Source organism: Actinoplanes sp. NPDC020271 (assembly GCF_044388125.1).
GTDB lineage: Bacteria > Actinomycetota > Actinomycetes > Mycobacteriales > Micromonosporaceae > Actinoplanes.
On the sequence record NZ_JBIRWQ010000002.1, the window covers coordinates 122,439 to 137,785 of the forward strand.

Sequence of the window (15,347 nt, forward strand, 5' to 3'; positions counted from 1 at the left end):
CTTGACCTATCGGAGCGGAGGTAAGATCGCCGCATGGCGCGCCAGCTCGATCTGTTCGTCCCCGGGGTGGTGTTCCTCGACGTCATCTTCACCGGGCTGCGGGAGCTGCCCGGGCCCGGCACCGAGGTGCGGGCCTCCGGCATGGGGTCGTGTCCCGGCGGGGTGGCCAATCTCGCCGTCGCCGCGGCCCGCCTCGGCCTGCGCACCGGGCTCGGCACCGCGCTGAGCACGGATGCCTACGGCGAATTCTGCCATCAGGTGCTCAGCCGGCAGGAGGGAATCGACCTTTCCGCGTCCCGGCGGCTCGACGACTGGCACTCACCGGTCACCGTCTCGCTGGCCTACGACCGCGACCGCAGCATGATCACCCACGGGCATCCGCTCCCCGCCGACGACGAGGGCCTGGTCAACGGGCTGCCCGCGGCGCGTGCAGCCGCCGTCAGCCTGGGCGGCTCCGGCACCGCCTGGGTGCCCCGCGCCGGCCGCAACGGCACGATGATCTTCGCCGACGTCGGCTGGGACGAGACCGACCAGTGGGATTTCGACGCCCTCGCCGTGCTGCCCGACTGCCACGCGTTCCTGCCCAACGCCGTCGAGGCGATGCGCTACACCCGGACGGGCACGCCGGGCGCCGCGCTCGACAAGCTGGCCGGCCTGGTCCCGATCGTCGTGGTCACCGACGGCGGTGACGGCGCGCTCGCCATCGACTCGGCCACCGGTGAGGTGGCGACCGTGCCGGGTGTGCCGGTGGAGGCGCTCGACCCGACCGGCGCCGGGGATGTGTTCACCGCCGGCTTCATCGCCGGGACCGTCGGCGGGTGGCCGCTCGCCGACCGGGTCGCGTTCGCCAACCTCGTGGCCGCGCTCTCCGTGCAGCACTTCGGCGGGTCGCTGTCGGCGCCGGGCTGGGGCGACATCGCCGACTGGTGGCAGGCCACGCTGCGGGCCGCCGAGCAGCGGCATCCGGAGTCGAGCGAGGGCGAGCTGGCCCGGCGTTACGCGTTCCTGCCCGAGGTGATCCCGCCGGGCAAGCGGCACGCGGTGCACCGGGCGACGGCGACGATCGCCCAGCTGTCCGACGCGCACGCCGAGCGGTGACGGCGCGTTCCGTCCGCGCGCGGCGGTGGGGGCCGGCGGCGGCTTCCACCGGCGCGCGACGGCATGGGCCGGCGGCGGTTCCTGGCTGCGCGCGGCGGCGTGGAGTCACGGCGGCCTTTGCCGGCGCGCGGCGTGAGGTGGCGGGGTGACGGCGGCCGGCACGCGGGGGCGCGGGGCGCGGCGGCGGGACACGGTTGCGGGTTATGTGTTGCTGGCGCCGAGTCTGGTCGGGGTCGGCGGGTTTCTGCTGCTGCCGGTCGTGGTCGTGCTCGGCATCAGCCTGTTCCGGTGGGATCTGATCGCGCCCGCGCGCTGGACCGGCCTCGACAACTACGCGTCGATCCTCAGTGACCCCGCGTTCGGCCGGACGCTCGCCGTCACCGCGGTCTTCGTGCTGCTGGTCGTCCCGCTGCAGACCGCTCTCGGCCTGGCCGCCGCCCTGCTGCTGGACCAGCGGCTGCCCGGCTCCACCTGGTTCCGCGCGATCCTGGTCCTGCCGTGGATCAGCGCCCCGCAGGCGCTCGGCGTGGTGTGGCGCTGGCTCCTCGACCCGTCCGACGGCGCGGTCGACGCGCTGCTCGGGCGCCGCGTCGAGTGGCTGACCAGCCCCACGCTGGCGCTCCCGTCGGTCGCCGCGGTCACGATCTGGGCCAATGCGGGCTTCGTGGCGTTGTTCTTCCTGGCCGGGCTGGCCGGTATCCCGCCGCAGTTCACCGAGGCGGCCCGCATCGACGGCGCCGGGCCGTGGCAGGGACTGTGGCGGATCACGCTGCCGCTGTTGCGCCCGACCACGTTCTTCATCCTCACCACCGGCGTGCTCAGCAGCTTCCAGGTGTTCGACACGGTGTACGCGATGACCCGGGGCGGCCCGGCCGGGCGGACGGAGGTGGTGGCCTACGCGATCTACCGGGAGGCGTTCGTCGACTTCCGGATGGGCCGGGCCGCGGCCATGTCCGTCGTGCTGTTCCTGCTGTTGATCACGGTGACGATCGCGCAGCAGTCGTATTTCCGCAGGCGGACGACGTACGAGGTGGGGTGAGCCATGCGCCGTGCCGTGTTCACCTATCTCGCGCTGGGGCTCGGTGCGCTGGTGATCCTGGCGCCCTATCTGATGAGCGTCCAGACGTCGCTGACCACACCGCGGCAGTTCGCGCAGCAGCCGCCGCTGACCCCGCCCCACCCGCTGACCGGGGAGAACTACGCGCAGCTGACCGTCGGCGGGCACACCCTGGTCCCGCCGCTGATGATCACCGTGCAGGTCGTGCTGGTGGTCGTTCTCGGTCAGCTGGCCTGTTCGGTGCTGGCCGCCTACGCGTTCGCGCGCCTCGACTTCCCGGGGCGGGACGCGCTCTTCCGGATCTACCTGACGACCCTGATGGTGCCGGTCGCGGCCGTGCTCGTGCCCCGGTTCGTGCTGCTCGCCGAGGCAGGGCTGGTCAACACGTTCTGGGGGATCGTGCTGCCGTCGATGTTCGGCTCGCCGTATGCGATCTTCCTGCTCCGCCAGTTCTTCCGGGCCGTCCCGCAGGAACTGCTGGACGCGGCGCGGATCGACGGCGCCGGTCATCTGCGGGTGCTGCGCCACGTGATGCTGCCGCTGAGCCGTCCGGTTCTGGCCACTCTGCTGATCATCACGACGGTCACCCACTGGAACGACTTCCTCTGGCCGCTCGTGGTCACCAGCGGCGTGCGCTGGCAGGTGCTGACCGTCGCGGTGGCCGGGCTGCAGAGTCAGTACCAGGGCAATTGGACTCTCGTCACGGCCGCCACGACGCTCGCGACGATGCCGCTGCTGGTGCTCTTCACGGTCGTCCAGAAGCACCTCGTCACGTCGATCGCCCTCACCGGGATGCGGTGAGCTCGTGCGACGGGCGGCACTTCTGATCATCCTGCTGCTGGCCGGCTGCTCGATCGCCGGTCACGACGACGTGGACGGGACGACCACGGTCACGTTCCGGCTGTGGGACGAGGAGGTCGCCACGGCGTACGCGCAATCGTTCTCGGTCTTTGCGAGGGACCACCCCGGGATCACCGTCGACGTGCAGGTGGTGCCGTGGGCCGACTACTGGACGAAACTGCCGGCCGATGTCGTGGCGGGGACGACCGCCGACATCTTCTGGACGAACTCGTCGAATCTCGGCCTCTACGCGGACAACGGCAAACTGCTGCCGGTCGACGACACCGGGGAGTGGACAAAATCGGTCGTCGAGCTCTACACACGCGGCGGGAAACTGTGGGGCGTGCCGCAGCTGTGGGACTCGATCGCGCTCTACTACAACAAGGATCTGGTCACTGCGGCCGGCGTCGATCCCGCCGCGCTGAGCTGGGACCCGTCACTTCCCTCCGACCGGTTCCGGGCCGCGCTGCGGCGGCTGACGGTCGACAGCGCGGGCAAACACCCGGGTGAGGCCGGTTTCAACCCCCAGCGCATCACGACGTACGGGTTCAACGCCGCCCTCGACCAGCAGGCGATCCTGTGGGACTTCGTCGGGTCGAACGGCGGGGTGTGGCAGTCCGGTGACGCGTTCACGTTCGCCGGCGAGCCGAGGACCGCTCAGGCCGTACAGTATGTGGTTGATCTGATCAACAAAGACCACGTGGCGCCGTCCGCGGCGGACACGAACACCCGTGGCGACAAGGCGTTGCAGTTGTTCACCCAGGGCCGGATCGCGCTGTTCCAGTCGGGGCCCTACCACTTGAGGGCCGTCCACGACGGCGCCGGTTTCCGGTGGGGGATCGCGCCGCTGATCCAGGGCCCGGCCGGGCGGGTCAGTGTGGTGCACGGGGTGGCCGCGGTCGCGTCGGCGCGGACCCGGCACCCGGCCGCGACCCGCGAGGTGCTGAAGTGGATCGGCTCGGCCGCCGGGCAGCGGCCGATCGCCGCCGGTGGCTACGCGTTCCCGGCCGTCACCTCGGTGCAACCGGTGTTCGTGGACCATTGGCGGCGGCAGGGCGTCGATCCGCAGCCGTTCCTCGACGCGGCGGGCGGGGCGACGTTCCCGGCGCCGGTCGGCCCACGGGTCGGTGCCGGCGCCACGGCGTATGCGCCGGTGCTGGAGCAGGTGTTTCTGGGGCAACTCGGCGTTGCCGACGGTCTGCGGCAGGCGCAGGCGGCCGGCAACGAGGCGATGAGAGGGTGACATGCGGCTGACGATCCTCGGCGGGGGCGGGTTCCGCGTTCCGCTGGTCTACAAGGCGCTGCTGGCCGATCCGGAGCGGACCGTCAGCGAGGTCGTCCTGCACGACGTCGACCCGGCGCGGCTCGACGCGATCCGGCGGGTGCTGGCGGCGCTCGGCTCGCTGCCCGTGCGGGCCACCACCGACCTGCGCGAGGCCCTGACCGGGGCGGCGTTCGTGTTCTCGGCGATCCGGGTCGGCGGCCTGCGCGGGCGGGTCGTGGACGAGCGGGTCGCGCTGGCAGCCGGGGTGCTCGGGCAGGAGACGGTGGGAGCCGGCGGGATCGCGTACGGGCTGCGGTCCGTCCCCGAGTCCCTCCGGATCGCCGCCCTGACCGCCGAGGTCGCGCCGGACGCCTGGCTGATCAACTTCACCAACCCGGCCGGGCTGGTCACCGAGGCGATGTCCGGGCTGCTCGGCGACCGGGTCATCGGGATCTGCGACTCGCCGACCGGGCTGATCGACCGGGTGCTGCGGGCCCTCGGCGTCACGGCGGGCGAGGTGCGCGTCGACTATGCGGGGCTGAACCATCTCGGCTGGCTCTACGGGGTGCACGACAAGACCGGGCGGGACCTGCTGCCCGGGCTGCTCGCCGACGAGAAGCGGCTGCAGACGATCGAGGAGGGGCGCCTCTTCGACAACCTGCGCGAGCTGGGTGCGGTGCCGAACGAGTACCTGCACTACTACTACGACCCGGCCGGAACCCTCGACGCGGTGCGGTCGGCGCGGCAGACGCGCGGCGCGTTCCTCCTCGACCAGCAGTTACGGTGCTATCACGAGATCGCCGCACGGGAACCGCTGGAGGCGTGGCTGGACGCGTGGCGGGAGCGAGAGGCGACGTACATGGCGGAGAACCGTTCGCTGACCGGGGCGGACGAGCGGGAACACGACGAGTCCCGCCCGGCCGGCTACGAAGGGGTGGCACTGGCCGTCATGCGGGCGCTGGCCCGGGACGAGCCGGCGACGCTGATCCTCGACGTGCGCAACTGGGGGACACTGCCGGTCCTCGACGACGACGCGGTGGTCGAGGTGCCGTGCCGGGTCGACGCGCGCGGTGCCGTGCCGCTGCCGGTCGGGCCGCTGCCGGAGCACGCGGTGGGGCTGGTGCGGGCGGTCAAGGCCACTGACCGGCTGATCCTGTCGGCGGCCGCGACCGGGTCGCGGGAGGCGGCGGTCCGGGCGATGGCCACCCACCCGCTGGTCGGTGACCCGGCGCTGGCGGCCCGGCTGGTCGACGCCTATCGTGCCGAGCTGCCGGAACTCGCCTACCTGGCCTGAGCCCGGGGCGGAACTCGCCTACCTGGCCTGAGCCCGGGGCGGAACTCGCCTACCTGGCCTGAGCCCGGGGCTGTCCACCTGGCCTTCAGGCCGGCGCGTGCTCGTCCGGCGGGGCTGAAGGCCGGCGCGTGCTCGTCCGGCGGGGCTGAAGGCCGGCGTGGTGCCGGCTTACCTGGCTTCAAGGCCGGCGCGGGTCACCAGGGCGTAGACCTGGCTGCCGGCCGCCGCGCCGAGCAGCGCCCGCGCCACGTGGCCGGGCACGCCGGCGTCCACGATCGGCGCGGTGCCGAGCCACAGCAGCAGCGCCGTCACCGCCGCGGCCGTGACGGCGATCCGGCTGTGCCGCTCGTCGGCGCTGAACAGGGCGATGGTCGACCAGGTCAGCACGGTCACGTCGGCGAAGGCGCCGGTGGGGTGCCCGGCCAGGCTGATCACGACGCACGCCGCCGCGGCCAGGCCGGCACCGACGGCGGCCCGGCGCAGAGCGACCCGTCCGGAGACGGCGGACGCGACCGGGACGACATCGGAGAGCATCGGTTGATCCTGGTGCCTGGGGGTTTCCGCCAGATGTCCGGAAGTTGAACACGACTCACGAATGTCCGGGGCGGTCCGCCGCCGTGACCCCCGGGCGCTGCCGGGAACGCGGAGCTGAGCCGGAAACACGTCAGGCCGCGACCCGGTGTGGGGCGCGGCCTGGACGGGAGAGCGGTCAGGCGGTGGCGGGCTCGGTGGCCGGGATGCGGGGCGGACGCGCGTGGTCCGGCGCGGCGGTCGGTTTGCGGTTCGGCAGGGAGAGGCGGATGACCTTCGCCCACGCCGACGCCACCTGGACCGGGAGCGGCCCCGTCACGTACGGCAGATCGTATTTCTCGAAGAGTGCTCGCACCTTGACCGCGACCTCGGCGTAACGGCTGCTCGGGAGGTCGGGGAAGAGGTGGTGCTCGATCTGGTGGGACAGGTTGCCGGTCATGATGTGCATCAGCTTGCTGCCGGAGATGTTGGCCGAGCCGAGCATCTGCCGCAGGTACCACTCGCCGCGGGTCTCGCCCTTGATCGAGGTGCGCTCGAAGGTGGAGACGCCGTTCGGGAAGTGACCGCACATGATCACCGAGTGGCTCCACACGTTGCGAACGATGTTCGCGGTGAAGTTCGCGGCGATGGTGTGCAGGAACGACGGGCCGGACAGGGCCGGGTGGATGATGTAGTCCTTCAGCACCTGGCGGCGGATCTTGCGGCCGACGGCGCGCACGTTCGCCCGGAACTCGGGGTTGCTGCGGCGCTTCTTGGTCTTCAGGTTCTTGCCGAGCTCGAGGTCGTAGGCGGCGATCCCGTACTCGAAGAAGAGCGCGTTGATGAAGTTCCACAGCGGCTGGGCCAGGTAGAACGGGTGCCAGCGCTGGTTCTCGTCGACCCGCATGATGCCGTAGCCGAGGTCGTTGTCCTTGCCGATCACGTTCGTGTACTTGTGGTGGACCTCGTTGTGCGAGTGCTTCCACTGGTCGGCCGGCGTGACGTGGTCCCACTCCCAGGTCGTGGAGTGGATCTTCGGGTCACGCATGAAGTCGTACTGCCCGTGCAGGATGTTGTGGCCGACCTCCATGTTCTCGAGGATCTTCGCCACCGAGAGGCCGGCCGTGCCGACGATCCAGGCCGGCGGGAAGAGCGAGAACAGCAGGACGGCCCGGCTGCCCATCTCCAGGCTGCGCTGAACCTTGATCACCTTGCGGATGTAGGCGGCGTCGCGTTCCCCCCGGTTCGCGAGCACCTCGTCCCGGATCGCGTCCAGCTCACGGCCGATCGTCTCGATGTCCTCGGCGGTCAGGTGGCCGATCGGGTTGACTTCCTGGCGTTGCAGTGTCGTCACGAGTTCCTCTGTTCTCTGCTGGGGGGTCGTGATCAGAAAAGGTCAGGCGTCCAGGTGGCACGGCCCGGCGGCAGCCGAGATGCACGTCTGGACCAGAACGTTGTCGCCTTCGACGGCGGTGGTGATGGTGCCGTCCCGCATGTCGCGGACGATGCCCTCGCGCATCGGGAGCACGCACGAGTAACAGATGCCCATCCGGCAGCCGGACGGCATGAGCTGCCCGGCGGCCTCGCCGGCATCGAGGATCGACACGCCGCCGGGCGCCTCGACCGTCGCACCGGAACGTTCGAACGTGACCGTGCCGCCCTCGCCGGCGACCAGCACGGTCGGCCGGAAGCGCTCGACGTGCAGCCGCTCGCCGGCACCGGCCTCGGCCCAGTTCCCGGCCAGCGCGTCCAGCATCTCGCCGGGGCCGCACGCCCAGGTCTCCCGCTCGAAACGGTCGGGGACCAGCGTGTCCAGGTCGGCCGGCTTGAGGCGCCCGTCGGCGGCGGTGTGCCGCTCGATCAGCGTGATCCGGCCCTGCTCGGCCAGAGCCCGCAGGTCGGCGCCGAAGACCACGTCCTCCGCGGTGCGGGCGGAGTGCACGACGACCACGTCGCTGAGCTCGTGCACGAGGCTGCGCAGGATGCCCATGACCGGCGTGATCCCGCTGCCGGCGGTCAGGAACAGGCTCTTCGCCGGCCGCCGGCGCGGCACGACGAAATCGCCGGCCGGCAGGTCCAGGTTCAGCACCATGCCACGGCGGGCATTCTTCAACAGATAAGAGCTGACAACCCCATCCCGTACGGCGTTGACAGTCACGCTGATCCGCCCGGAAGGGTGGCCCGCCGGGCTGCTCACCGAGTAGGAGCGCCACAGGCGGATGCCGTCCACGTCGACACCGAGACGCACATACTGCCCCGGCTCGTGCGGCCGCCAGCCGCGACCCGGGCGGAGCTCCAGGGTCACCGCGTTCGCGGTCTCCCGGTGAACCGCCTCGACCCGGGCGCGCAGGACGTTCGGATTGCGCAGCGGAGCGATCACGTCGAGGTAATCGGTCGGCACCACCGGGGTGGTGATCAACTCGACGACGCGCCACGCACCGTTGCGGAATGTCTGTGTAACGGCCACGTGAACAAGCCTGCTGGGTCCGCCCGGCGAAAGCATGACCGGGAGAAGTGAATCGCAGGCACCATAATTGTTCGGCGGGGACAAGAATGGCGCTTCAAACGAGGGAGTCGTAGGTGATCGAGCCGCTGCGGGACGTTCGGTCGTACCATCTGCCGGTCGAGGTGGTCGCGCCGTTGCGGCAGGGCCTGCCCGAGGTCGCCGTGCAGACCATCGCGGCGATCACGATGGAGGTGCCCGCTTACGCCGAGGCCTTCGCCGGGGTGCTCGGCCACAAGATCGAGCGAGCGGTGCAGGCCGCGCTCGGAACCTTCCTGAGCCTGGTGGCCCGGCCCAGCGGCGCCCCCGGAACCCCGCTGGCGTCGGCGCTGGAGGGAGCGTACGCGCTGGGGCGCGGCGAGGCACGATCGGGCCGCAGCCTCGACGCGCTGCTCTCGGCCTACCGGGTGGGCGCCCGCGTGGCCTGGCGCGAGCTGGCCGCCATCAGCGTGCGCTCCGGGCAATCGGCCGGAACCATCGCCGACTTCGCCGAGCTCGTCTTCGCCTACATCGACGAGCTGTCCGCGGCGAGCGTCGCCGGGCACGCCGACGAGCTCGCCACGACGAGCCGGCAGCGGCTGCGCCACCTGCAGCAACTCGCCCAGGCCCTGGTCGCCGGGGAGGCCGCGGACGTGCTCCAGTCGGCCGCCGAGCGCGCCGAGTGGACGCCGCCGCAGACCCTCACCGCGATCCTGCTGCCGGAACGGTCGTCGCGTTCGCTGATCGACCTGCTCGACCCGCGCACGCTGCTGCTGGCCGGGGCGCTGACGGATCTCCCCGACACGGCCGTCCTGCTCGTGCCGGATCCGCAGGGTGCCTCCCGGCCGCACCTGAACCGGCTGCTGACCGGGCACAACGCGGTGATCGGGCCGGCCCGGCCGTGGCTGCGGGCGCAGTGCTCGGTCGAGCGGGCGGTGCGCGTGCATCAACTGCACACGCCGGCCGCGGGCGTGGTCGTCGACACCGAGGAACACCTGGCCGAGCTGGTCGTCACGGCCGACCCCGGAGCGCTCGCCGACCTGCGGGACCGGGCGCTCGCGCCGCTCGCCGGGGAACGAGGGTCGGCCGCGGCGAAGCTGGTCGAGACGCTGCGCAGCTGGCTGCTGCATCAGGGGCGGCGGGACGACGTGGCGGCGGAGCTGTTCGTGCACCCGCAGACGGTGCGGTATCGGATGGCGCGGCTGCGGGAGTTGTACGGGGAGAAGCTGAAGGATCCGCAGTGGGTGCTGGCGTTGACGATCGCGCTGTCCGTGCCGGTCCCGGAGGCGTAGCCGGCGTCTCCTGAAGCCCGATAGACCAAAGTCGGCGGGACCCTACTTTCGGCCGGTGGCAGGCGGACGGGTGCGGGCTAGCGTCGGGGCATGCACAGGGAGCTGGGCTTCACCCCACGGGACAGGGCGCTGGTCGCGGCCGGGCCGGCGGTTGCCGGGCTGCTGCTCGCCGGCGGGCTGCCGATCGCCGCGCGGTGGCTGCTCGGGCTGGACACGGCGTTGCCGTTCCGGCAGATCATCCGGCTGATCGGGGCGATCGACCGGCCGTGGGAGCTGGCGATCGAGGCGGCCGTGCTGGCGCTGGCCGGGCTCCTCGTCACCGTGGTGCTGTTCGAGCGGCTGATCACGATCGCGGTCGCGCCGGCCGAGGCCCGGTTCGGCGAGACGGTGATGTCGCGCAACGACGTGGCCGCGCTCTACCCGGAAGGGGACACGCTGGTCGTGCTGGACCGGGAGTCCCGGCAGGCGGTCCGGTGCATGCCACGGGCGCGGCGCAAAGCGCTGGCCGAGGCGTTCCAGCAGTTCGGCTATCCGTGGCGCGACGCCGATCCGTATGCGGATCTCTACCGCCCCTGGATCGCCGCGGCGGACGCCCTTCCACCGGCCGTCGATGCCGTCCTCTCGGCCCGGGCCGTCGCCGTGCGCAAGAAGGCCGCCAAGGAGGCCGGCGAGCTGCGGGCGACCCTGGAGAAGCTGGGATATGCCGTGCGCGACGAGGGGGAGAAGCAGTTCTGGCGTCCCCTGGTCCGGTCATGAACCGCGTCGAGCGGACGTTGACCGCGTCCGGCGAGCGGGTGTTCGACCTGGTGGCGATCGCGGCGTGCGGGTTCGGTGCGCTGCTGATCGCGTCGGACGCCGAGGCCAGCGGGCGGATCAGCGGGGACGCGACCTTCTTCTGCCTGCTCCTCGCGATCCCGGCGACGCTGTCGCTGTGGTGGCGACGGTCCCATCCGGTGACGATCGCCGCGCTGTCCGTGCCGGTCCTGGTGGTGACCGACTTCGCCGCCCTGGCCGCGCTGGTCGCGCTCTACACGCTGATCGTCCGGCGGCGCGGCCGGATCATCCCGGGGATGGTGGCGCTGCAGTTGCTCGCCACGGTGGCGTACAGCGTGATCCGGCCCGACCCGAGCCTGCCCCCGCCCTTGGAGCTGCTGTTCACGCTGGCGTTCCTCACCGCGACCGTGGCCGTCGGGATCGCGATGCGGGCCCGGCGGGATCTGATCGCCGTGCTGCGCGAGCGCGCGTCCCGCGCCGAGGAGGAGTCGCTGATCCGCGCCGAGCGGCTGCGCGCCCTGGAGCGGGAGCGGATCGCGCGGGAGATGCACGACGCGCTCGCCCACCGGATCTCCATGGTCAGCCTGCACGCCGGTGCGCTGGTGATCCGGCCGGACCTGACGCCGGAGGAGGTGGCGAAGGCGGCGACGACCATTCGCGACAGCGCCCACCAGGCCTTGGAGGACCTGCGGGAGATCCTCGGCGTGCTGCGTGTCGGCGACGGCGACGGGTTGCGCCCGCAACCGGGGCTCGAGCGGCTGGGTGAGCTGGTCGCGGACGCGAAGGCGGCCGGGGTGCCGGTGGAGTGGGCCGACGAGCTGGGCGGCGCCGCGACCGGGGCGGCGGTCGGGCGCACCGTCTACCGCCTGGTCCAGGAAGGCCTGACCAATGCCGGAAAACACGCTTCGGGTACGCCGGTCCGGCTCACCCTGGCCCGCTGCGGCGACGACACGGTGCACGTGCTGGTCGCGAACCCGTTGCCGCCGGCGCCCCCTCCGGACACGACCGTGCCGCCGGGTGCGGGCGCCGGGCTCGTCGGTCTCGCCGAGCGCGTCGCGTTGGCCGGGGGCCGCTTCGAGCACGGCATCCACCGCGGGCCGGACGGTGCCCTGACGTTCCGGCTGGAGGCCTGGTTACCCTGGCCGGCGACGTGATGAGGTGCGGTGGGGGAGGACGGCCGGCGTGGGCGGGGTGATCCGGGTGCTGCTCGTGGACGACGATCCGCTGGTCCGGGTCGGGCTCGGGATGGTGCTCGGCGCCGGGCGGGACCTGATGATCGTCGGCGAGGCCGGGGACGGCGCCGAGGCCGTCGAGCTGACCCGGCGGCTGCGGCCCGACGTGGTGCTGATGGACATCCGCATGCCGCGGATGGACGGGCTCGCCGCGACCCGGGAGATCCGGCGCGCCGGCCCGGAGCCGGCGGTGATCGTGCTGACCACGTTCGACACCGACGAGCACCTGCTCGGGGCGCTACGCCTCGGGGCGAACGGGTTCCTGCTCAAGGACATTGCGCCGGAATCGATCCTCGACGCGGTGCGGCGCGCGGCGGCCGGCGAGTCGATCCTCGCCCCGTCGGTGGTGCCGCGGCTGATCAGCCACGCGGTCGGCCGCGAGGAGGAGCCCCGGCCGCCTCGCGTGACGCCGGCCGCTCTGGACCGGCTCAGCGAGCGGGAACGTGAGGTCGCCGAGGCGGTCGCGACCGGCAGCTCGAATGCGGAGATCGGCGCCGAGCTGCACATGAGCGTGGCGACCGTGAAGGCGTACGTGTCCCGCCTGCTGGAGAAACTCGGCTGCGCCAACCGGGTGCAGGTCGCGATCCTCGTCCACGAGTCCCGCCGCTGAGACGGTGTGGCACGAAGACGTGACGTAGCGTCCGCAGGATCTTCATAGAGTCCTGTGCAGACAGGCCGCGACGGACGGCCGCGACAGACTCACGGGGACTGCCACCATGCGTACCAAAATCGTGTTCTTTGCCGGTGCTGCTGCCTTCGCCCTGCTCACCGCGGGGTGCGGCGACAAGACCACGCCGGCGGCAGCCCCCTCCGCGCCCGCTCCGGCCACCACCACGGCGGCCGCCCCGGCTCCGGCCGAGTCGGCGTCGGTCCCGGCCGCCGCTCCGACCACCTCCAAGCCGGCCGTGACCCCGGTGAAGACCACGAAGCCGAAGCCGACGAGCGATGCCGGTGACGGCGGGAACTGGCTCGCCGCGCTCAAGCCCTGCCCGAACAAGGGCCAGGAGGTCGACATCGAGAAGATGGCCACCGGCGACGTGACCGGCGACGGCCTCAACGACGTGATCATCGCCCGCAGCTGCACCGCGATCACGTCGTACTGGCCGAGCACCGTGGAGATCTTCGACGGCGCCGCCGGCGGCGAGAAGCCGAAGCGGATCGGCACCCTGCTCGGCGACCTCGGCGCCACGGACGGCCCGGCGGTGCAGACGGTGAAGGTCGACGGACGAGTCCTGACGATCACCGCGTACGGACTGAGCCCGAAAGCCGCTGTCGGGTGCCCCGACCTGAAGCTGACCTACCAGTACAAGTACAGCGGCGGCGGGTTCACCCGGACCAGCCGCAAGGCTGTCACCTCCGCGGACTGCCTGCCGATCCAGTGACCGCGCACCGATGCGCGCCCCCCATCAGGACGTGACGGAGGGCGCGCGGGGAGGTCGGATCAGGCCGCGAGGACCGAGCTGACGGACTCGGTGGGGAGGCCGAGCGCTGAGCCGACGAGGTCGTTGGTGAGCGAGCCGGCGTGCACGTTCAGGCCGAGGGCGAGCGCCGGGTCGGCCCGCAGCGCGTCCTTCCAGCCGAGATCGGCGAGGCGCAGCACGTACGGCAGGGTCGCGTTCGTCAGCGCGTACGTCGAGGTGTTCGGCACCGCGCCGGGCATGTTCGCCACGCAGTAGAAGACCGAGTCGTGCACGCGGTAGACCGGGTCCTGATGGGTCGTCGGGTGCGAGTCCTCGAAGCAGCCACCCTGGTCGATCGCGATGTCGACCAGTACCGAGCCCGGCTTCATCCGCTTCACCAGGGCGTTGCTGACCAGGGTCGGGGCCTTGGCGCCGGGCACCAGAACCGCCCCGATGACCATGTCGGCTGCGAGGACGGACTGCTCGATCGCGTACGAGCTGGACACCAGCGTCTTGATCCGGCCGCCGAACTGGGCGTCGATCTGCCGCAGTCGCGGGATGCTCAGATCAAGAACGGTCACCTCGGCGCCGAGCCCCAGTGCGATCGTCGCCGCGTTGACACCGGAGACGCCACCACCGATCACCGTGATCTTGGCGGGGGCGACGCCGGGCACCCCGCCCGGGAGGACGCCCCGGCCGCCGCTGTTGCGCATCAGGCTGTACGCGCCGACCTGCGGGGCGAGCCGTCCGGCCACCTCCGACATCGGGGCCAGGAGCGGAAGGGAACCGTCGGCGAGCTGCACCGTCTCGTACGCGATCGCGGTCGTCCCGCTGTGCAGCAGCGCCTTCGTGCCCTCGGCGTCGGCGGCCAGGTGCAGGTAGGTGAAGAGCATCTGCCCGGCGCGCAGCCGGTGATACTCCTCGGCGATCGGCTCCTTCACCTTGAGGATCATGTCGGCGGCGTCCCAGACGGCATCCGCGTCCGGCACGATCCGGGCGCCGGCCGCCACGTAGTCGTCGTCGGTGATCGCCGAGCCCACCCCGGCGCCGGCCTGCACGAGAACCTCGTGCCCGTGGCGCACGGCCTCCACCACACCCGCGGGCGTTATCGCCACCCGGTACTCGTGGTTCTTGACCTCTGTCGGCACACCGATGTGCATGGGGATGTCCTCTCGCCCGGCGCCGTGAGGATGACGCCTGATGCGGTTAGAGTGAAACGATGTGCAGTGAGCGGGCAAGTCGAGCGAAGAAGATTCTGCTCGCGCCCGCGAGCATGCAGATCCTTCGGATGAACGGTGCCTCATGACGGATCTGCCGAAGGATGTTCGAGGCCTGGATCACATCGACCTGGAGCTGCTGAGCCTGCTCCGCGCCGACGGCCGCATGCCCAACAACGCCCTGGCCGAACGGGTCGGCATCGCGCCGTCGACCTGTCTGACCCGGATCCGCCGCTTACGCGAACTCGGCGCGATCCGCGGCTTTCACGCCGATGTCGACCCGGCATGGATCGGCCGCCCCATCCAGGCGATGATCGCCGTCCGGATCCGCTCCGACGCCCGCGACGCCATCGGCAAGTTCGCGGAATCGCTCGCCGGGATCCCGGCCGTCCGCGACGTCTACTTCGTCTCCGGCAACTACGACTTCCTGCTGCACGTCGCGGCGGCCGACGTCGACGACCTGCGCTCGGTCATCACCGAGCGCCTCAGCGGCACCCGTCTGATCGCCGGCACCGAGACCTACCTGATCTTCGAACACCGCCGCGGCAACTGATCGGCGCCAGGCCGCCACGCGACTCCGGCTCTCCGGGCGCTTCGCGCGATTCGGCAGTACGGCGATGAGCACCCGGCCGGGCGCACCGTGTGAAGTCCCGGGCCCGGCCGGTCGCCGGGGCGGCGGAGGTGGACGCCGTGGAGGCCGTGGTGGGTAGGGACGCTGCGGGCGGGGAGCTGAAGGTATGCGCACCGGTCTCGTCGTTGCTCGTCGTGAGGGGGACGCCGGTCAGTGGCCGTCCCGCCCGCCCAAGTTGTCCGAAGTGGCCGCCGTCACCGGCTGACCCCGGCGGCCCGGGCCGCCCGGGCCATGCCGACGTTCTTCCTCCCGTGCG

General features: G+C 71.8%; 15 protein-coding genes. 11 read left to right on the forward strand and 4 right to left on the reverse strand.

Translation table 11 applies throughout. The annotated features are described in order from the left end of the window. The first annotated feature begins 33 nt into the window (after positions 1-33). From ACH442_RS04325 to ACH442_RS04345, 5 genes are all read left to right on the forward strand, one after another. Entirely contained in the window at positions 34-1,098 is a 1,065-nt protein-coding gene (locus tag ACH442_RS04325) for a PfkB family carbohydrate kinase (protein WP_396121139.1), read from the forward strand. A 145-nt stretch (positions 1,099-1,243) separates the two neighbouring features. After that, positions 1,244-2,137: a carbohydrate ABC transporter permease gene (locus tag ACH442_RS04330; protein ID WP_396121140.1), complete on the forward strand. Its 894-nt coding sequence runs from the start codon at positions 1,244-1,246 to the stop codon at positions 2,135-2,137. Between the two features lie 3 nt (positions 2,138-2,140). Then, entirely contained in the window at positions 2,141-2,956 is an 816-nt protein-coding gene (locus ACH442_RS04335; RefSeq protein WP_396121141.1) for a carbohydrate ABC transporter permease, read from the forward strand. 4 nt (positions 2,957-2,960) lie between these two features. Beyond that, complete coding sequence (locus ACH442_RS04340; RefSeq protein WP_396121142.1) at positions 2,961-4,238, forward strand: ABC transporter substrate-binding protein; 1,278 nt, start codon at positions 2,961-2,963, stop codon at positions 4,236-4,238. Position 4,239: 1 nt separating this feature from the next. Further along, a complete protein-coding gene (locus ACH442_RS04345; protein WP_396121143.1) occupies positions 4,240-5,553 on the forward strand; it encodes a 6-phospho-beta-glucosidase in 1,314 nt (437 codons plus the stop codon). A 168-nt stretch (positions 5,554-5,721) separates the two neighbouring features. Here the strand turns inward: ACH442_RS04345 and ACH442_RS04350 are convergent, their stop codons facing one another. The 3 genes from ACH442_RS04350 to ACH442_RS04360 form a co-directional block, all read right to left on the reverse strand. After that, positions 5,722-6,087 carry a hypothetical protein gene (locus ACH442_RS04350; protein ID WP_396121144.1) on the reverse strand — a complete coding sequence of 122 codons (366 nt, stop codon included), beginning with the start codon at positions 6,085-6,087 and terminating at the stop codon, positions 5,722-5,724. A gap of 175 nt (positions 6,088-6,262) precedes the next feature. Then, a complete protein-coding gene (locus ACH442_RS04355; RefSeq protein WP_396121145.1) occupies positions 6,263-7,417 on the reverse strand; it encodes a fatty acid desaturase family protein in 1,155 nt (384 codons plus the stop codon). 42 nt (positions 7,418-7,459) lie between these two features. Continuing rightward, positions 7,460-8,566 (reverse strand): ferredoxin reductase, encoded by a 1,107-nt coding sequence (locus ACH442_RS04360; protein WP_396121146.1) that lies wholly within the window; start codon positions 8,564-8,566, stop codon positions 7,460-7,462. Positions 8,567-8,643: 77 nt separating this feature from the next. Between ACH442_RS04360 and ACH442_RS04365 the strand changes: the two genes are divergently transcribed. The 5 genes from ACH442_RS04365 to ACH442_RS04385 all read left to right on the forward strand — a co-directional run bounded on the left by ACH442_RS04365 (position 8,644) and on the right by ACH442_RS04385 (position 13,225). After that, positions 8,644-9,837, forward strand: a complete 1,194-nt coding sequence (locus tag ACH442_RS04365; protein WP_396121147.1) for a PucR family transcriptional regulator — start codon at positions 8,644-8,646, stop codon at positions 9,835-9,837. A gap of 90 nt (positions 9,838-9,927) precedes the next feature. Further along, positions 9,928-10,593, forward strand: a complete 666-nt coding sequence (locus ACH442_RS04370; RefSeq protein WP_396121148.1) for a hypothetical protein — start codon at positions 9,928-9,930, stop codon at positions 10,591-10,593. Continuing rightward, positions 10,590-11,765 carry a sensor histidine kinase gene (locus ACH442_RS04375; RefSeq protein WP_396121149.1) on the forward strand — a complete coding sequence of 392 codons (1,176 nt, stop codon included), beginning with the start codon at positions 10,590-10,592 and terminating at the stop codon, positions 11,763-11,765. The genes ACH442_RS04370 and ACH442_RS04375 overlap by 4 nt, the downstream gene beginning before the upstream one ends. Before the next feature lie 28 nt (positions 11,766-11,793). Further along, positions 11,794-12,453 (forward strand): response regulator, encoded by a 660-nt coding sequence (locus tag ACH442_RS04380; RefSeq protein WP_396121150.1) that lies wholly within the window; start codon positions 11,794-11,796, stop codon positions 12,451-12,453. A 106-nt stretch (positions 12,454-12,559) separates the two neighbouring features. Then, on the forward strand, positions 12,560-13,225 hold the full coding sequence (locus ACH442_RS04385; RefSeq protein ID WP_396121151.1) for a hypothetical protein: 666 nt from the start codon (positions 12,560-12,562) through the stop codon (positions 13,223-13,225). Between the two features lie 59 nt (positions 13,226-13,284). Here the strand turns inward: ACH442_RS04385 and ald are convergent, their stop codons facing one another. Then, a complete protein-coding gene (gene ald, locus ACH442_RS04390) occupies positions 13,285-14,403 on the reverse strand; it encodes an alanine dehydrogenase (RefSeq protein WP_396121152.1) in 1,119 nt (372 codons plus the stop codon). 142 nt (positions 14,404-14,545) lie between these two features. Between ald and ACH442_RS04395 the strand changes: the two genes are divergently transcribed. Continuing rightward, on the forward strand, positions 14,546-15,013 hold the full coding sequence (locus ACH442_RS04395; protein ID WP_396121153.1) for an Lrp/AsnC family transcriptional regulator: 468 nt from the start codon (positions 14,546-14,548) through the stop codon (positions 15,011-15,013). Positions 15,014-15,347: the final 334 nt, after the last annotated feature.

What these genes read in the sequence shown, in the direction of transcription:
- ACH442_RS04325 (WP_396121139.1), top strand. Translation starts at nt 34, where the DNA reads ATGGCGCGCCAGCTCGATCTGTTCGTCCCCGGGGTGGTGTTCCTCGAC.
- ACH442_RS04335 (WP_396121141.1), top strand. Translation starts at nt 2,141, where the DNA reads ATGCGCCGTGCCGTGTTCACCTATCTCGCGCTGGGGCTCGGTGCGCTG.
- ACH442_RS04345 (WP_396121143.1), top strand. Translation starts at nt 4,240, where the DNA reads ATGCGGCTGACGATCCTCGGCGGGGGCGGGTTCCGCGTTCCGCTGGTC.
- ACH442_RS04350 (WP_396121144.1), bottom strand. Translation starts at nt 6,087, where the DNA reads ATGCTCTCCGATGTCGTCCCGGTCGCGTCCGCCGTCTCCGGACGGGTC.
- ACH442_RS04360 (WP_396121146.1), bottom strand. Translation starts at nt 8,566, where the DNA reads ATGCTTTCGCCGGGCGGACCCAGCAGGCTTGTTCACGTGGCCGTTACA.
- ACH442_RS04370 (WP_396121148.1), top strand. Translation starts at nt 9,928, where the DNA reads ATGCACAGGGAGCTGGGCTTCACCCCACGGGACAGGGCGCTGGTCGCG.
- ACH442_RS04375 (WP_396121149.1), top strand. Translation starts at nt 10,590, where the DNA reads ATGAACCGCGTCGAGCGGACGTTGACCGCGTCCGGCGAGCGGGTGTTC.
- ACH442_RS04385 (WP_396121151.1), top strand. Translation starts at nt 12,560, where the DNA reads ATGCGTACCAAAATCGTGTTCTTTGCCGGTGCTGCTGCCTTCGCCCTG.
- ald (WP_396121152.1), bottom strand. Translation starts at nt 14,403, where the DNA reads ATGCACATCGGTGTGCCGACAGAGGTCAAGAACCACGAGTACCGGGTG.
- ACH442_RS04395 (WP_396121153.1), top strand. Translation starts at nt 14,546, where the DNA reads ATGACGGATCTGCCGAAGGATGTTCGAGGCCTGGATCACATCGACCTG.